Genomic DNA, 14,241 nt, shown 5'->3' with positions numbered 1-14,241 from the left:
TGCGGCGGCGTTGCACGGCGGCGAAGATTGGGCTTCCTCACCGCATTTCCCGCGTCGGCACCCGGTCGGCCAGGCCGGCCCGCCTGCGCCGCAACACGAGCACCGCGGCCGCCGACACGACGATGCCCACCAGGTTGACCACGAGCTGCGCGACCGAGCCGAAGCATTGCGCCCAGTCGCCGAGCGTCGCCGCCACCACCGCATAGCCGGCGGCGGGCACCGTCGTGACCGAGATGAACACGCCGACCAGCACCGCCGACTTGGCCGAGGTCAGCGACAGCATCCCGGCCGCACCGGCCAGCAACGACACGATGAGCGACGACCAGCCGACCTGGTACACGAACGCCACCTGGCTGACGGCGGGCAGGCTGAGCCGGTCGATCAGGCCCGTCCACTCGCCGAGCAGCGCGGCCGCCGCGGTCACCACCATCGCCACCGGGAAGCCCACCGCGAGCGCCACCGACGCGCGGCGCACCAGCAGCCAGCGGCGGGACACCAGCCCGACGGCGATGGCGGCCAGCGGCCCGAACTCGGGGCCGACCACCATCGCGCCGACGATCGTCACCGGCGAGTCGGTGACGACGCCGACCGCCGCCAGCACGCACGCGATGGAGAGGAACGCCAGGAACGTGGCGTTCAGCCGGCATTCCTCGCCGGTGCGGGCGATCAGCTCGTCCCAGACCACCGCGTCGTCGCCATCGCCGGGAGCCGCCTCCTCGGCCCGCTCGGCGCGCTGCGACAGCATGGTGCCCGCCTCGGAGATGGTCACCGCGCCGACCGCGGCCAGCTCGGAAGCGCCGATCGCGGCGAGCACGTCGTCGGCGGCCTCGCGGGCCACGTCGAACTCGACGAGATCACCCGCCGGATCGAGCGCGCCGCCGCGCACGACGACCAGGTGCGCCGTGCCCGGGTGTGACCGGGCATCGGCGAGCACCCGATCGGTGTGCTCGGCCGGACAGATGACCCGCAGGTGCAGCACGTCGTGCCCGCCGCGCTCCGGTCAGCCCTGCTTCTCCACCACGCCGGGCGGGAACACCGAGATGCTCTGTTCGCCGACCTGCGCCGCGGCCTTGGCGTCGATCCCGGCCTCCTTGCGCTGCTCGATGGTGATCGGCGACGGCGCGCCGGTCAGCGGGTCGAACCCGCCGCCGCTCTTCGGGAAGGCGATGACATCGCGCAGCGAGTCGGCGCCGGCGAGCAGCATGCAGATCCGGTCCCAGCCGAAGGCGATGCCGCCGTGCGGCGGCGGGCCGAACTTGAACGCGTCGAGCAGGAAGCCGAACTTGTCCTGCGCCTGGTCCTGCGAGATGCCGAGCAGCTCGAACACCCGCTCCTGGATCTCGGAGCGGTGGATACGGATCGAGCCGCCGCCGATCTCGTTGCCGTTGCAGACGATGTCGTACGCCCAGGCCAGCGCGTGCTCCGGGTCCTGGTCGAAGGTGTCGATCCAGTCGGCGTTCGGCGAGGTGAACGGGTGGTGCACCGCCGTCCATCGACCGGTGCCGACCGCGACGTCGTCGGTCTCGTCCACCGGCTCGAACATCGGGGCGTCGACGACCCAGACGAACGACCAGGCGTCGTGGTCGATCAGGCCGCAGCGCTCACCGATCTCCAGCCGTGCCGCGCCCAGCAGGCCACGGGCCGACGAGCGCGGACCGGCCGCGAAGAACACGCAGTCGCCCGGGGAGGCCCCGACCGCCTTGGCGAGCCCTTCGCGCTCGGCGTCGGACAGGTTTTTCGCAACCGGGCCGGACAGCGTGCCGTCGGCCCCGATGAGCACGTACGCGAGGCCCTTGTGCCCGCGCTGCTTGGCCCACTCCTGCCAGGCGTCGAGCTGCCGCCGCGGCTGGTCGGCGCCGCCGGGCATCACGACCGCGCCGACGTAGGGCGCCTGGAACACCCGGAACGTGGTGTCCTTGAAGTACTCGGTCATCTCGGTGAGTTCGAGACCGAAGCGCAGGTCCGGCTTGTCCGTGCCGTACTTGGCAATCGCATCGGCGTAGGTCATCCGCGGGATCGGGCGCGGGATCTCGTGGTCGGCCAGCTTGCCCCACAGCGCGGTCAGGAGCGCCTCGCCGAGCTCGATCACGTCGTCCTGCTCGACGAAGCTCATCTCGATGTCGAGCTGCGTGAACTCCGGCTGCCGGTCGGCGCGGAAGTCCTCGTCGCGGTAGCAGCGCGCGATCTGGAAGTAGCGCTCCAGGCCGCCGACCATCAGCAGCTGCTTGAACAGCTGCGGCGACTGCGGCAGCGCGTACCAGTTGCCGGGCTGCAGGCGGGCCGGGATGAGGAAGTCCCGGGCGCCCTCCGGCGTCGAGCGGGTCATCGTCGGCGTCTCGACCTCGACGAAGTCGCGACCGTGCAGCACGTCCCGGGCGATCCGGTTGACGTCGCTGCGCATCCGCATGATCCGGGCGGGCTCGGCGCGCCGCAGGTCCAGGTAGCGGTGCTTGAGCCGGACCTCCTCGCCGACCTCCAGGTGCTCGTCCAGCGGGAACGGCAGCGGCGCGGCCTCGGACAGGACCTCCAGCTCGGTGGCGGTCACCTCGATCTCGCCGGTCGCGATCTCCTGGTTCTCGTTGCCCGCCGGGCGACGGATCACCTCGCCGGTGACCCGGACGCAGAACTCGGCGCGCAGCCGGTGGGCGCGCTCGGCCATCTCGCCTTCGCGGAAGACGACCTGTGCGACGCCCGAGGCGTCGCGCAGATCGATGAAGATGACCCCGCCGTGATCGCGACGGCGCGCCACCCACCCGGCGAGGGTGACGGTCTGCCCGGCATGACCGGAGCGAAGCGATCCGGCCTCGTGCGTGCGCATCACGGGTACTGAGCTCCTTCTTCCGCTGTTCAGCGCTTGACGGCATGGACGGTGTAGCTGTCGGCGATCCCCGCCGCTCCCGATCGGCAGGACGTCTGTCGATCACGGCGTTCAGCAGCTGGGACGCAAGACATTAAGGCTAGCCAACGAACCTGGGAGCGCATCGCGCAGGTGCCGCGCGTCCGGCCGCCGCCGCGGAGCGTGACCGCACCTCCCGGCCGCGGCCTCCCCCACCCGGCCGCCTGCTCACGGCCCTTGGTTCGCCCGTTCGCCCGAGCGGCACCAAATGGTCGATACCAATTTTGCCGCAGCTGGTCCACAATTCAACTGATTCGAGGCACGACCGACGATCACGCAGCGGCATTGCCGGGCGTCTACGAAGCGATGAAGGAGTTGATTCCCGCCTTAAGCACACCCGAGTTCCTCCTTTAGTCGTAGACGCCTACCGGAACTCGGTCGTTGCGCAACGTAGACCCCACTGATTAGCGTAAGTTCGGAATTCGGCGGACACGAGGAGTAACGATGACCGGCCCGAAAACCGAGGCTCGCCCGGCCACCCACCCGGCCGTCCGCGGCACGCAGCAAGGAGCGAACGCTTTGTCGGCCGAACTCTCCGAACTGCTCCGAACCGGTCCGTTCGAGGCCGCCCTGCGCACCGCGATCCGGGCCAGCCGGCTGAGCCTGGAACGCATCCAGCACCGGCTGCGCGCCCGCGGCACCCCGGTCAGCATCACCGCGCTGAGTTACTGGCAGTCCGGCCGCCGGCGCCCCGAGCGCCCCGACTCGCTGCTCGCCCTGCAGCAGCTGGAGCAGGTGCTCGGCGTGCCGGAGAGCTCGCTGTCGGCGCTGCTCGGCCCGCCGCGCCCGCGCGGCCGCACCCGGCAGGCCCCCGCCGAGGCGCCGCCGCTGAGCGCGCTCTGGTCGGAGAACGAGTCCGCCGCCGAGCTCCTCACCAAGATCGACACCAGCCACGACAGCAAGCTCGCGCGACTGAGCCACCACGACGTCGTGCACGTCGACCAGCGCGGCGAGCTGCGCAAGATCCGCACCCGCAAGCTGGTCCGGGCCGAGACCAACGGCGTCGACCGCTGGGTGATCATGTTCGACGGCGCCTCCTCCGGCGAAACGCCCCCGATCATCCGGCCGATCCGATCCTGCCGGTTAGGGCAGGTCCTCACCGACCACGCCCGCGACCTGGTGGTGGCGGAGCTGCTGTTCGACCGGGCCTTGGCGCGCGGCGAGACGCTGCTGCTGGAGTACGAGATCATCGACCCGCCGACCGGCCCGAACGAGGCCGAGCACAGCTTCTGCCGGCTGTTCCGGCTGCCCGTGCGCCAGTACGTAGTGGAGCTGCAGTTCGATCCGGCGCACCCGCCGACCCGGTGCGAGAGCTACGTCGGCGACTCCACCACGCAGGAGGTGGAGCCCCCGAAGCCGTTGACCGTGGACCGGTTCGGCCGCACGCACGCGGTGGCGCTGGACTTCGGCATGGGCGTCTTCGGCGTTCGATGGCAGCCCGAGGAGCAGCTGGGCTCCAGCACCTCTTCGCGCACCACGACACGTTGACCCGATCCGGGGACGCGCCGATCGCCTTCCGGCACGGTAGGTAACCATGAATCGGTGGCACGCCGAGGCGCGACCGAATTATCAACATCATCGGCTCTTTTACAACCCCGAAACGAACGGCGAAGTTTCCCGACTTGGCAGAAATCGTTTTCCTTAACATTGTCCTATCCCAATCGAAAATGATGTGCATTTCCCGGAACCACTCCCCGATCGTCGCCGACCGGGCTCACAACAGGCTGAGCTGACGCACTCCCTCCTCCTCGGCGGCGGACCGGGCGGCACCGACCCCGACGTCGCGGAACGCCTGCTGCCGCGACGAGCCGATGCCGTGGCGGCGCTTCGCATCGGCCACTAGGGCGAGGACGTCGCGCTGGTAGGACTGCGGCAGGTACGAACCCTCCCGGTAGAGCCGCGCGTAGCTCGGCACCAACTTCGGATGCTCGCGCTGCAGCCAGGCCCGGAACCACTCGCGCGCCCCCGGCCGCAGGTGCAGCAGCAACGGCGTCACGTTCGCGGCACCCGCCTCGGCCAGGGCCCGCACCGTCGCGTCGATCTGCTCCGGCGCGTCGCTGAGCCCCGGCAGGATCGGCGCCATCAGCACCGAGCAGCCGATCCCCGCGTCGGCGAACCGGCGCACCACGTCCAGCCGCCGCTGCGGCGACGGGGCGCCCGGCTCGACGGCCCGCCAGAGCCGCTCGTCGACCGAGCCCACCGAGACCGCCACCGACACCGGCGCCACCTCGGCGGCCTGCACGATCAGGTCGACGTCCCGCAGGATCAGCGTCCCCTTGGTGAGGATCGAGAACGGGTTGGCCCGGTCGCGCAGCTCGGCGATGATCTCCCGCATCAGCCGGTAGCGCCCCTCGGCGCGCTGGTACGGGTCGGTGTTGGTGCCCATCGCGATCGCCTCGCCCGCCCAGCGAGGACCGGCCAACTCCTTGCGCAGCAAGGTCCCGGCGTTGACCTTCACGACGATCTTGCTGTCGAAGTCGTGCCCCGCATCCAGGTCCAAGTACGTGTGAGTGCGCCTCGCGAAGCAGTACCGGCACGCGTGACCGCACCCCCGGTACGGGTTCACGGTCCACCGGAACGGCACCTGGGACTCCCCCGGCACCCGGTTGATGATCGATTTCGCGTGGACCTCGATCGCGTAGGCATCCTCGGTGCCCGCCTCGATCGGCACCGGCTCCGGCAACCGCAGCCCCGCGCGCCCGCCGGACCGCGGCGGCGGCTCCGGCAGCGCGAGCGGGAGCTCCGGCGCACCCCCGACCGGTGGCTTGACCCGTTGCTGTTCCCATCGCATGATTCAATTCGAACATACTTTCGACATCGTGTCGAGCGCCGTTTCCGCATGTCCGCCGATCGAGTGGCGCGGGTGCGCAGGCCCGGCCAAACGCCCCGCTTCGGGCCGCGACAGGCGGTCCGCATAATTGCCCGGTGACCGACCGCCGCCCCACCGGAGAGCCTCCCGAGCCCGGAGGCGGCCATCGTGCTCGCCACCGCCGCGCCGCCGACCAGGCCCAACCGCCCGCCCAACCGGCCGCGGACCCGCCGCAGGGCGGTCGCCGCACGAACCCCGACCCTCGGCGGGACGACGGCCCCGCCACTGGGCACGGTCACGGCCATGGGCACGGCCACGGCCCCGCCGAACCGGCGTCCAGGCAGGTCAAGCGGGTGCTCGCGATCGCCTTGGCGCCCTTCGCGCTGGCCGCCGTCGTCGGCTTCCTGCTGCTCTACCCGTTCGACCACCAGCAGCGCACCGGCGCCGACCTCGGCTTCGGCCAGTACCCGGTCAACGCCGTCATCGTCTCCGCCGCCGCGGGCTCGTGCACCCAGGGTTCGCCCGACGAGAGCGGCTGCGTGGTGCTCGGGGTCCAGATGCAGGACGGGCCGCGCGCCGACCGGACGATCGAGCAGACGGTGCCGACGGACCCCGGCACGCCGCGATTCGCCGTCGGCGACCACGTCGTGCTCAGCTACGCCGGGGCCAACCCCGACGACCCGACGTCCTACCAGGTCGTCGACTTCCAGCGCGGCATGCCGCTGCTGGTCCTGGCCCTCGTGTTCGCCGCCGCGGTGATCGTGCTCGGCCGCTGGCAGGGCGTCGCCGCGCTGGTCGCGCTCGGGCTGAGCTTCGTCGTGCTGATCGGCTTCGTGCTGCCCGCCATCCTCGCCGGCGAGGACCCGCTGCTGGTGGCGGTCGTCGGGGCCGGGCTGATCATGTTCGTGGTGCTCTACCTGACGCACGGCTTCTCCGCGCGGACCTCGACCGCGGTGCTCGGCACCCTGCTGAGCCTCGCCCTGATCGGCCTGCTCAGCGTGGTCTTCTCGGCGGCCACCAGCCTGACGGGGCTGGACGAGGACACGTCGAGCCTGATGGGAGTGCTCGGCACGCCGATCGATGCGCGCGGCCTGCTGCTGGCCGGGATCGTGATCGGCGCGCTCGGCGTGCTCGACGACGTGACCGTCACCCAGACCAGCGCGGTGTGGGAGCTGCGCAAGGCCAACCCGTCGTTGTCCTGGCGGCAGCTCTACAAGGCGGGCCAGCGAATCGGCCGCGACCACGTGTCGTCGGCGGTGAACACGCTGGTCCTGGCCTATGCGGGCGCGGCCCTGCCGCTGCTGCTGGCGTACACGCTCTCCGGCCGGACCTTCGGCGAGGTGGTGAGTTCGCAGGCGGTGGCGCAGGAGGTCGTGCGCACGCTGGTCGGCAGCATCGGCCTGGTCGCCGCGGTGCCGATCACCACGGCGATCGCCGCCGCGGTGGCGGTCCGGGAGCCCGCGAAGAGCTCGGGCCGCAGCGGGGGCTCGGTCGCGGACCGCGTGGGGAGAGCGGCCGCCACCAGCGCGGAAACCCCGACGGTGCGCCGACGGCCGCCGCACCTCAGGCCCGGCCGCTGATCCGTCCGCCCTCGGCCCCGGTGGTCCGCAATTTCAATGGAAATCGAAGGTCCGATTTCCATTGAAATTGCGGGCTTGAGCAGTCGGTGAGGTGCGCTCCTAGCTCAGTGCGGCGACGAACCTCGCGACCGCGTCGGGATGAAGCCGCTGCGCCATCCGGCCCGCCGGCGCGACCGATGCCAGCCGGTACAGCGGGCGGTCCGGGGCCGCGTCGCCGCGCGCCTCCGCCCGCAGCTGGGCCACGATCAGCTGCGACAGCACCAGCGCCCGGGTGTCGGCCGAGCCGGCCAGCGTGTCCGCCAGCCTGCGCAGCGCGTAGATCCCGAGCTCCCGGCCGCCGGTGCCCGCGTAGAGCGCCAGCGACACGCTGATCGCCTTGCCCTTGGGCGGGCCGCCGACCAGCAGGTTGACCGTCCGCGCGCCGCGCAGGTCGGTGACGAACAGGTCGAACCGATCCGCGTTCTTCACGTCGACCACGCGGGTGCCCATCGCGCGGGCCACCAGCTCGCCGCCGCGCAGCTCGATGGTCTTGCGGGACTCCGCGAAAGCCAGCAGCAGCAACGGGATTCCGACGATCGCCGCGGTGATCGCGAAGCCCGTGGGCCCCGCGAACAGGCTCACGATGCCGCCCATCGCGGCGGCGACGATCAGCGCGGCGATCGCGACGTTGCGAGCCCGCGTCCGGACCGTCTTGCGATCCAGCAGATCCAGCGGAACCGCCTCTGCTTCGGTCATCTCGGCTCCGCGACCGCGTCCCGGACCTCGGCCTCCAGCGATTCCAGCGACACCGCGCGCTGTTCGCCGCTGGCCAGCTCCTTCAGCTGCGCGGTGCCGGCTTCGAGGTCCCGCTCGCCGAGGACCAGCGCGAACCGGGCGCCCGAGCGGTCGGCGGCCTTCATCGCGCCCTTGAGGCCCTTGCCGCCGTAGGCCACGTCGACGCGGACCCCGGTCGCCCGCAGCCCGCCCGCGGCCGCCACCAGGCGGCGCTTGGCGGTCTCGCCCATCGGCACGCAGTACACGTCGCAGCGCGCCTGGTCGCCGACCTGCAGCCCCTCGGCCTGGCAGGCCAGCAGGGTCCGGTCGACGCCGAGCCCGAAGCCGACGCCGGAGTACTCCTGGCCGCCGAGTTCGGCCATCAGGCCGTCGTAGCGGCCGCCGCCGCCGATGCCGGACTGCGCGCCGAGTCCGTCGTGGACGAACTCGAAGGTGGTCTTGGTGTAGTAGTCGAGGCCGCGCACCAGGCGGGGGTTCTCGACGAACGCCACGCCGAGGTCGAGCAGGTGCGCCTTGACCTGCTCGTAGTGCTCCTTCGATTCCGCCGAGAGGTGGTCGACCATCAGCGGCGCGTCGGCGACGAGTTCCCGCACCTCCGGCCGCTTGTCGTCGAGCACCCGCAGCGGGTTGAGCTCGGCACGGCGCCGGGTCTCCTCGTCCAGCGGCAGCCCGCGCAGGAACTCCTGCAGCTTCGCCCGGTAGGTGGGGCGGCAGGTGTTGTCGCCGAGCGAAGTGATCTCGATGCGGTGCCCGCTGAGCCCCAGCCGCCGGTAGCCCTCGTCGGCGATCGCGATGACCTCGGCGTCCAGCGCCGGGTCGTCGACCCCGATCGCCTCCACGCCGACCTGCTGCAGCTGCCGGTACCGCCCGGCCTGCGGCCGCTCGTAGCGGAAGAACGCGCCGCTGTAGTAGAGCTTCACCGGCAACTGGCCGCGGTCCAGGCCGTGCTCGATGACCGAGCGCATCACGCCCGCCGTGCCCTCCGGGCGCAGCGTCACGGACCGGCCGCCGCGGTCGGCGAAGGTGTACATCTCCTTGCTGACGACGTCGGTGGACTCCCCGACGCCGCGGGCGAACAGCGTGGTGTCCTCGAACACCGGCAGCTCGATGTAGCCGTAGCCGGCGCGGCGCGCGGCGTCGGACAGGGTGTCGCGGACCGCCAGGAAGGCCGCCGACTCCGGCGGGTAGTACTCGGGGATGCCCTTGGGTGCGGTGAACGTGCTCATGAGTGGTGGTTCAGTCCTCGTCAGGAAATGGCGTCGGAAGCCGGCAGGCCCTGCAGGAACGGGTTGCCCGCGCGCTCGCGCCCGATGGTGGTGGTCGGTCCGTGGCCCGGCAGCACGACGATCTCGTCGTCCAGCGGCAGCACCTTGGTGCTCAGCGACTCGAGCATCCGGCCGTGGTCGCCGCCGGGCAGATCGGTGCGCCCGATGGCGCCGGCGAAGAGGGTGTCGCCGGACAGCAGCAGCCGCCCACCCTCGTCGGTCCCGACGCCGAACAGCACCGATCCGCCGGTATGGCCCGGGGTGTGCGTGACGTCGAAGCGCAGCCCGGCGAGCTCCAGCACGTCGCCGTCGGCGAGGTCGCGGACGTCGGCGGGCGCGTCCATCACCGGGCCGTCGCCGAAGAGCTGCCGCCCGGCCGGGCCGAGCGCGGCGCCCGGGTCGGCGAGCATGAAGCGGTCGGCCGGGTGGACGTAGGCGGGCACGTCGTGCGCGGCGCAGACCTCACCGGCGGAGAAGACGTGGTCGAAGTGCCCGTGGGTGAGCAGCACGGCGGCGGGCGCGAGGCGGTGCTTGCGCAGCTGTTCGTCCAGCGGCGCCACGGCGTCCTGGCCGGGATCCACGACGACGCAGGGCTCGCCTTCCCCGCGCGCGAGCACGTAGCAGTTCGCCTGCAGCGGTCCTACCGGGAACCCGAGGACAAGCACGAAGCGCGACCTTTCGTTGCGGCGACACCCGATGGGGCGGGTCGGTCCCCCAAGGTTATCGTCCCGCCCACGTGCGCCTTCGCGCGCGGCAGGCACGATGCGCAGGCTCTCAGGAACGGTCCGCGACCGACCCCATAAACTCCCCGGAACAACATCAGGTTCACCGAATCCGGGGAGGGAGCAGGTGCCCAGCAACGAGCAACGTCGCCAGGCGGCCAAGCGGAAGCTCGAACGCCAACTGCAGCGCCGGGCGGAGCAGGCCAAGCGACGCCGGATGATCACCATCGGCGCGACGATCGTCGTGGTCATCGCGGTCGTGGTGGGCGTCTTCTACTTCACCCGCAGCGGCGACGACACCGCCCAGCAGCAGCCGGAGCAGGCGCAGCCGGAGGTCCAGATCCCGACCGAGCTCGCGCCGCCGCCGGCCCGGCCGACGCCGCTGGCGGATCCGGTGTCCTGCCAGTACCGGCCGGACAGCAAGGGGCCGAGCAAGCCGGTGCAGCCGCCGGCCAACGGCGAGGTGTCCTCCAAGGGCACCGTGCAGGCCACCATCAACACCAGCCAGGGCGCGATCCCGCTGACGCTCGACCGCGCGCTGGCGCCGTGCACCGTGAACAGCTTCGTCAGCCTGTCCAAGCAGGGCTACTACAACGGGACCGCGTGCCACCGGATCGGCACCGAGGGCCTGCAGATGCTGCAGTGCGGTGACCCGACCGGCAAGGGTTCCGGCGGCCCGGGCTACAGCTTCGACGACGAGACGTTCCCGGAGCTGCAGTACGGGCGCGGCTACCTCGCGATGGCCAACGCGGGCCCGAACACCAACGGGAGCCAGTTCTTCATGGTCTTCGGCGAGGCTCCGCTGTCGCCGGACTACACCGTGTTCGGCACCATCTCGGAGGATGGCCTGAAGGTCATCGATGGCATCGCCCGCGCGGGCCACGACGGCGCGTTCGAGCCGTCGCCGGGTGGCGGCCACCCGAAGCAGGAGGTCAAGTTCGAGTCGGTCGACGTCCAGGCCTGACGCGAACGCCAGAAGGGGCGCGGCCTGCGGGCCGCGCCCCTTCTCGCTGCGCAATTGGTGCCGTTTGGCCTGGCCAGCGCCCGTGAGTACTTTCCGCTGCTATAACTCACGGGCCCTGAGCAGTGGAAACGCCGTCAGGCCGCGGAGGTCACGCGGTAGACGTCGTAGACGCCCTCGATGTTGCGGACCGCCTTGAGGACGTGGCCCAGGTGCTTCGGGTCTCCCATCTCGAAGGAGAAGCGGCTCACCGCCACCCGGTCCTTCGACGTGGTCACCGACGCCGACAGGATGTTCACCCGCTCGTCCGCCAGCACCTTCGTCACGTCGGAGAGCAGCCGGTGCCGGTCCAGGGCCTCCACCTGGATCGCGACCAGGAACACCGACGACGCCGACGGCGCCCAGTGCACCTCGACCAGCCGTTCGGGCGTGCGGCGAAGGTCGTCGGCGTTGGTGCAGTCCGTGCGGTGCACGCTGACCCACCCGCCGCGGGTCACGAAGCCGAGGATCTCGTCGCCCGGGACCGGCGTGCAGCAGCGCGCCAGCTTCGCCCACACGTCCCCGGCGTCCTTGACCACGACGCCGGAGTCGCCGCTGCTGCGGCGCTTGCCGCGCAACGTCGACGGCGTCGACCGCTCCGCGATCTCGTCGGCCGCCTGCTCCGGGCCGCCGATGAACGCCACGAGGCGCTGCACCAGGTGCTGCGCCGAGAGCTGCTTCTCCCCCACCGCCGCGTAAAGGCCGGTGACGTCCACGTAGTGCAGCTCGCGGGCCACCGCGCCGAGCGTTTCCGCCGACACGAAGCGCTGCACCGGCAGGCCGAGCCGCCGGATCTCCTTGGCGATCAGCTCCTTGCCGGACTCGATCGCCTCCTCGCGGCGTTCCTTGGCGAACCACTGCTTGATCTTCGCCTTGGCCCGCGGCGAGGCCACGAACGACAGCCAGTCGCGGCTCGGACCGGATCCCTCCGCCTTGGAGGTGAAGATCTCGACGACCTCGCCGTTCTCCAGCTTGCGCTCCAGCGCCACCAGCCGGCCGTTGACGCGGGCGCCGATGCAGCGGTGGCCCACCTCGGTGTGCACCGCGTAGGCGAAGTCCACCGGGGTCGAGCCGGACGGCAGCGTGATCACGTCGCCCTTCGGCGTGAAGACGAAGATCTCCCTGGTCGCCAGGTCGTAGCGCAGCGACTCCAGGAACTCGCCGGGGTCCGCGGCCTCCCGCTGCCAGTCGAGCAGCTGCCGCATCCACGCCATCTCGTCGACCTCGACGGCCGACTGCGCGGCGCCGTTGCGCCCCTTGGTCTCCTTGTACCGCCAGTGCGCCGCGATGCCGTACTCGGCGGTGCGGTGCATCTCGTGGGTGCGGATCTGCACCTCCAGCGGCTTGCCCTCCGGGCCGATCACCGTGGTGTGCAGCGACTGGTAGACCCCGAACCGGGGCTGCGCGATGTAGTCCTTGAAGCGGCCGGGCATCGGCTGCCACAGCGCGTGCACCACGCCCATCGCCGCGTAGCAGTCGCGGACCTCGTCGACCAGGATCCGCACGCCCACCAGGTCGTGGATGTCGTCGAAGTCGCGACCCCGCACGATCATCTTCTGGTGGATGGAGTAGTAGTGCTTGGGGCGGCCCTGCACCTTCGCGGCCAGCCGGGCGGTGTCGAGCTGGTGCGACAGTTCGTCGATGACGGTGCGCAGGTAGGTGTCGCGGGACGGCGCGCGGTTGGCCACCAGGCGCACGATCTCGTCGTACTTCTTGGGCTGCAGGATGGCGAACGCCAGGTCCTCCAGCTCCCACTTGATGGTGGCCATGCCCAGCCGGTGCGCCAGCGGCGCCAGGACCTCGAGGGTCTCCCGCGCCTTGCGGGCCTGCTTCTCCGGCGGCAGGAAGCGCATGGTGCGCATGTTGTGCAGCCGGTCGGCGAGCTTGATCACCAGCACCCGCGGGTCGCGGGCCATCGCGATGATCATCTTGCGGATGGTCTCGGCCTCGGCGGCGGCGCCCAGCTTGACCTTGTCCAGCTTGGTGACCCCGTCGACCAGGTGCGCCACCTCGTCGCCGAACTCGGCGCCGAGCTTCTCCAGCGAGTAGTCGGTGTCCTCGACGGTGTCGTGCAGCAGGCCGGCGACCAGGGTGGTGGTGTCCATGCCGAGCTCGGCGAGGATCGTCGCGACCGCCAGCGGATGCGTGATGTACGGGTCGCCGGACTTGCGCCGCTGACTGCGGTGCTTCTCCTCGGCGACGTCGTAGGCGCGCTGCAGCAGCGCGAGGTCGGCCTGCGGGTGCAGCTCCCGGTGCACCGTCGCCAGCGGCTCCAGCACCTGCTTGACCGCGGCGGCCCGCTGCGCCGTGATCCTCCTGGCCAGCCGGGCTCGGACGCGACGCGTCGCGGAGGCCGCCCGCGGCTCGGCAGCCGGGTCGGCTGCCGATGCAGGAGATTCGACGTGTTGGCTCACCGCACGCTCCCGGGCTCGTGTTGCTCTCGTCCCAGGTCCGGGGGACCCGGACACTGAGAATAACGCCATCCGAGCGACGGACCTTCCCAGGTATGGGTGTGATACGCCCAGCGGTCACCTGGCGCAGGTGAAGGACGAGCGAACTTCAGCCGCACCGATCAGCGACGAAAGCGCCGCCCGCGTCCCGGTGACCGGGTCGCGGGCGGCGCTCACCTCGTCGGATCAGGCCTGCAGCAGGGTCCGGACGGTTTCGCCCATGATCTTGTCGCGGCCTTCGAGGGCGGTGAGTTCGAGCACGACGGCCGCCGCCGCGACCTCCGCACCGGCCTGCCGGACCAGGCGGCAAGCCGCGCCCAGGGTCCCGCCGGTGGCCAGGACGTCGTCCACGATCAGCACCCGCTGACCGGCACGAAGCGTGTCCGCCGGGAGTTCGAGCGTGGCGTGGCCGTACTCCAGCGTGTAGTCGACCCGGTCCGCCACCACCGGCAGCTTGCCGGGCTTGCGGAGCCCGATCACGCCCGTGCCGAACTCCTGCGCGACCGCCGCGCCGACCAGGAAGCCGCGCGCCTCCACGCCGGCCACCACGTCGAACTCGATGTCCCGGCCCAGCGCCGACACCACGGCGTTGAGCCCGGCGCCGTCGGCGAGCAGCGGGCTGATGTCGCGGAACAGGACTCCCGGCTCGGGGAAGTCCGGCACCTCGCGGATCAGCCCGACCGCCTGCCGGAGCGCATGATCGGTCGCATCGGTCACCTGCACGGAAATGGCCGTCTCCTCCATC

At 71.4% G+C, this 14,241-nt stretch carries 11 protein-coding genes; 3 read left to right on the top strand and 8 right to left on the bottom strand.

Annotated features, from left to right (window positions below):
• Positions 1–37: 37 nt before the first annotated feature.
• Both AB0H93_RS34070 and aspS read right to left on the bottom strand, forming a co-directional pair.
• Positions 38–979, bottom strand: a complete 942-nt coding sequence (locus AB0H93_RS34070) for a DUF389 domain-containing protein (RefSeq protein WP_358578577.1) — start codon at positions 977–979, stop codon at positions 38–40.
• 21 nt (positions 980–1,000) lie between these two features.
• Positions 1,001–2,821, bottom strand: a complete 1,821-nt coding sequence (aspS, locus tag AB0H93_RS34065; protein WP_358578574.1) for an aspartate--tRNA ligase — start codon at positions 2,819–2,821, stop codon at positions 1,001–1,003.
• 519 nt (positions 2,822–3,340) lie between these two features.
• Between aspS and AB0H93_RS34060 the strand changes: the two genes are divergently transcribed.
• Positions 3,341–4,384, top strand: a complete 1,044-nt coding sequence (locus AB0H93_RS34060) for a hypothetical protein (RefSeq protein ID WP_132483583.1) — start codon at positions 3,341–3,343, stop codon at positions 4,382–4,384.
• A gap of 226 nt (positions 4,385–4,610) precedes the next feature.
• Here the strand turns inward: AB0H93_RS34060 and AB0H93_RS34055 are convergent, their stop codons facing one another.
• Complete coding sequence (locus AB0H93_RS34055; protein ID WP_358578571.1) at positions 4,611–5,687, bottom strand: Rv2578c family radical SAM protein; 1,077 nt, start codon at positions 5,685–5,687, stop codon at positions 4,611–4,613.
• A gap of 134 nt (positions 5,688–5,821) precedes the next feature.
• Here AB0H93_RS34055 and AB0H93_RS34050 point away from each other — a divergent pair, with 134 nt between their 5' ends.
• A complete protein-coding gene (locus tag AB0H93_RS34050) occupies positions 5,822–7,285 on the top strand; it encodes a YibE/F family protein (protein WP_358578569.1) in 1,464 nt (487 codons plus the stop codon).
• A gap of 99 nt (positions 7,286–7,384) precedes the next feature.
• Here the strand turns inward: AB0H93_RS34050 and AB0H93_RS34045 are convergent, their stop codons facing one another.
• The 3 genes from AB0H93_RS34045 to AB0H93_RS34035 are packed head-to-tail and all read right to left on the bottom strand — an operon-like array spanning position 7,385 to position 9,989.
• Positions 7,385–8,020 carry a hypothetical protein gene (locus AB0H93_RS34045; protein ID WP_358578567.1) on the bottom strand — a complete coding sequence of 212 codons (636 nt, stop codon included), beginning with the start codon at positions 8,018–8,020 and terminating at the stop codon, positions 7,385–7,387.
• Entirely contained in the window at positions 8,017–9,285 is a 1,269-nt protein-coding gene (gene hisS / locus AB0H93_RS34040) for a histidine--tRNA ligase (protein WP_358578565.1), read from the bottom strand. Before hisS ends, AB0H93_RS34045 begins: the two co-directional genes overlap by 4 nt.
• A gap of 20 nt (positions 9,286–9,305) precedes the next feature.
• The gene (locus AB0H93_RS34035) at positions 9,306–9,989 is read right to left on the bottom strand and encodes an MBL fold metallo-hydrolase (protein ID WP_358578562.1); all 684 of its coding nucleotides are present in this window, start codon (positions 9,987–9,989) and stop codon (positions 9,306–9,308) included.
• A gap of 184 nt (positions 9,990–10,173) precedes the next feature.
• Between AB0H93_RS34035 and AB0H93_RS34030 the strand changes: the two genes are divergently transcribed.
• Positions 10,174–11,010 carry a peptidylprolyl isomerase gene (locus tag AB0H93_RS34030; RefSeq protein WP_358578560.1) on the top strand — a complete coding sequence of 279 codons (837 nt, stop codon included), beginning with the start codon at positions 10,174–10,176 and terminating at the stop codon, positions 11,008–11,010.
• A gap of 134 nt (positions 11,011–11,144) precedes the next feature.
• On the opposite strand, the gene AB0H93_RS34025 is transcribed toward AB0H93_RS34030, so the two are convergent.
• Together AB0H93_RS34025 and AB0H93_RS34020 are read right to left on the bottom strand one after the other, a co-directional pair.
• Positions 11,145–13,460 carry a bifunctional (p)ppGpp synthetase/guanosine-3',5'-bis(diphosphate) 3'-pyrophosphohydrolase gene (locus tag AB0H93_RS34025; RefSeq protein WP_358578558.1) on the bottom strand — a complete coding sequence of 772 codons (2,316 nt, stop codon included), beginning with the start codon at positions 13,458–13,460 and terminating at the stop codon, positions 11,145–11,147.
• 222 nt (positions 13,461–13,682) lie between these two features.
• Positions 13,683–14,240 carry an adenine phosphoribosyltransferase gene (locus AB0H93_RS34020; RefSeq protein ID WP_358578702.1) on the bottom strand — a complete coding sequence of 186 codons (558 nt, stop codon included), beginning with the start codon at positions 14,238–14,240 and terminating at the stop codon, positions 13,683–13,685.
• Between the last annotated feature and the right edge of the window lies 1 nt (position 14,241).

Origin of the sequence: Saccharopolyspora sp. NPDC050642, assembly GCF_040654735.1 — a bacterium.
GTDB classification, from domain to species: Bacteria; Actinomycetota; Actinomycetes; order Mycobacteriales; family Pseudonocardiaceae; genus Saccharopolyspora; species Saccharopolyspora elongata.
The sequence above is the reverse complement of the archived record's forward strand: the minus strand, read 5'-3'. Positions and strand labels throughout refer to the sequence as shown.

Coding starts and splice junctions, on each gene's coding strand:
- AB0H93_RS34045 (WP_358578567.1), bottom strand. CDS start 8,020: ATGACCGAAGCAGAGGCGGTTCCGCTGGATCTGCTGGATCGCAAGACG.
- AB0H93_RS34020 (WP_358578702.1), bottom strand. CDS start 14,240: ATGGAGGAGACGGCCATTTCCGTGCAGGTGACCGATGCGACCGATCAT.
- AB0H93_RS34055 (WP_358578571.1), bottom strand. CDS start 5,687: ATGCGATGGGAACAGCAACGGGTCAAGCCACCGGTCGGGGGTGCGCCG.
- hisS (WP_358578565.1), bottom strand. CDS start 9,285: ATGAGCACGTTCACCGCACCCAAGGGCATCCCCGAGTACTACCCGCCG.
- AB0H93_RS34060 (WP_132483583.1), top strand. CDS start 3,341: ATGACCGGCCCGAAAACCGAGGCTCGCCCGGCCACCCACCCGGCCGTC.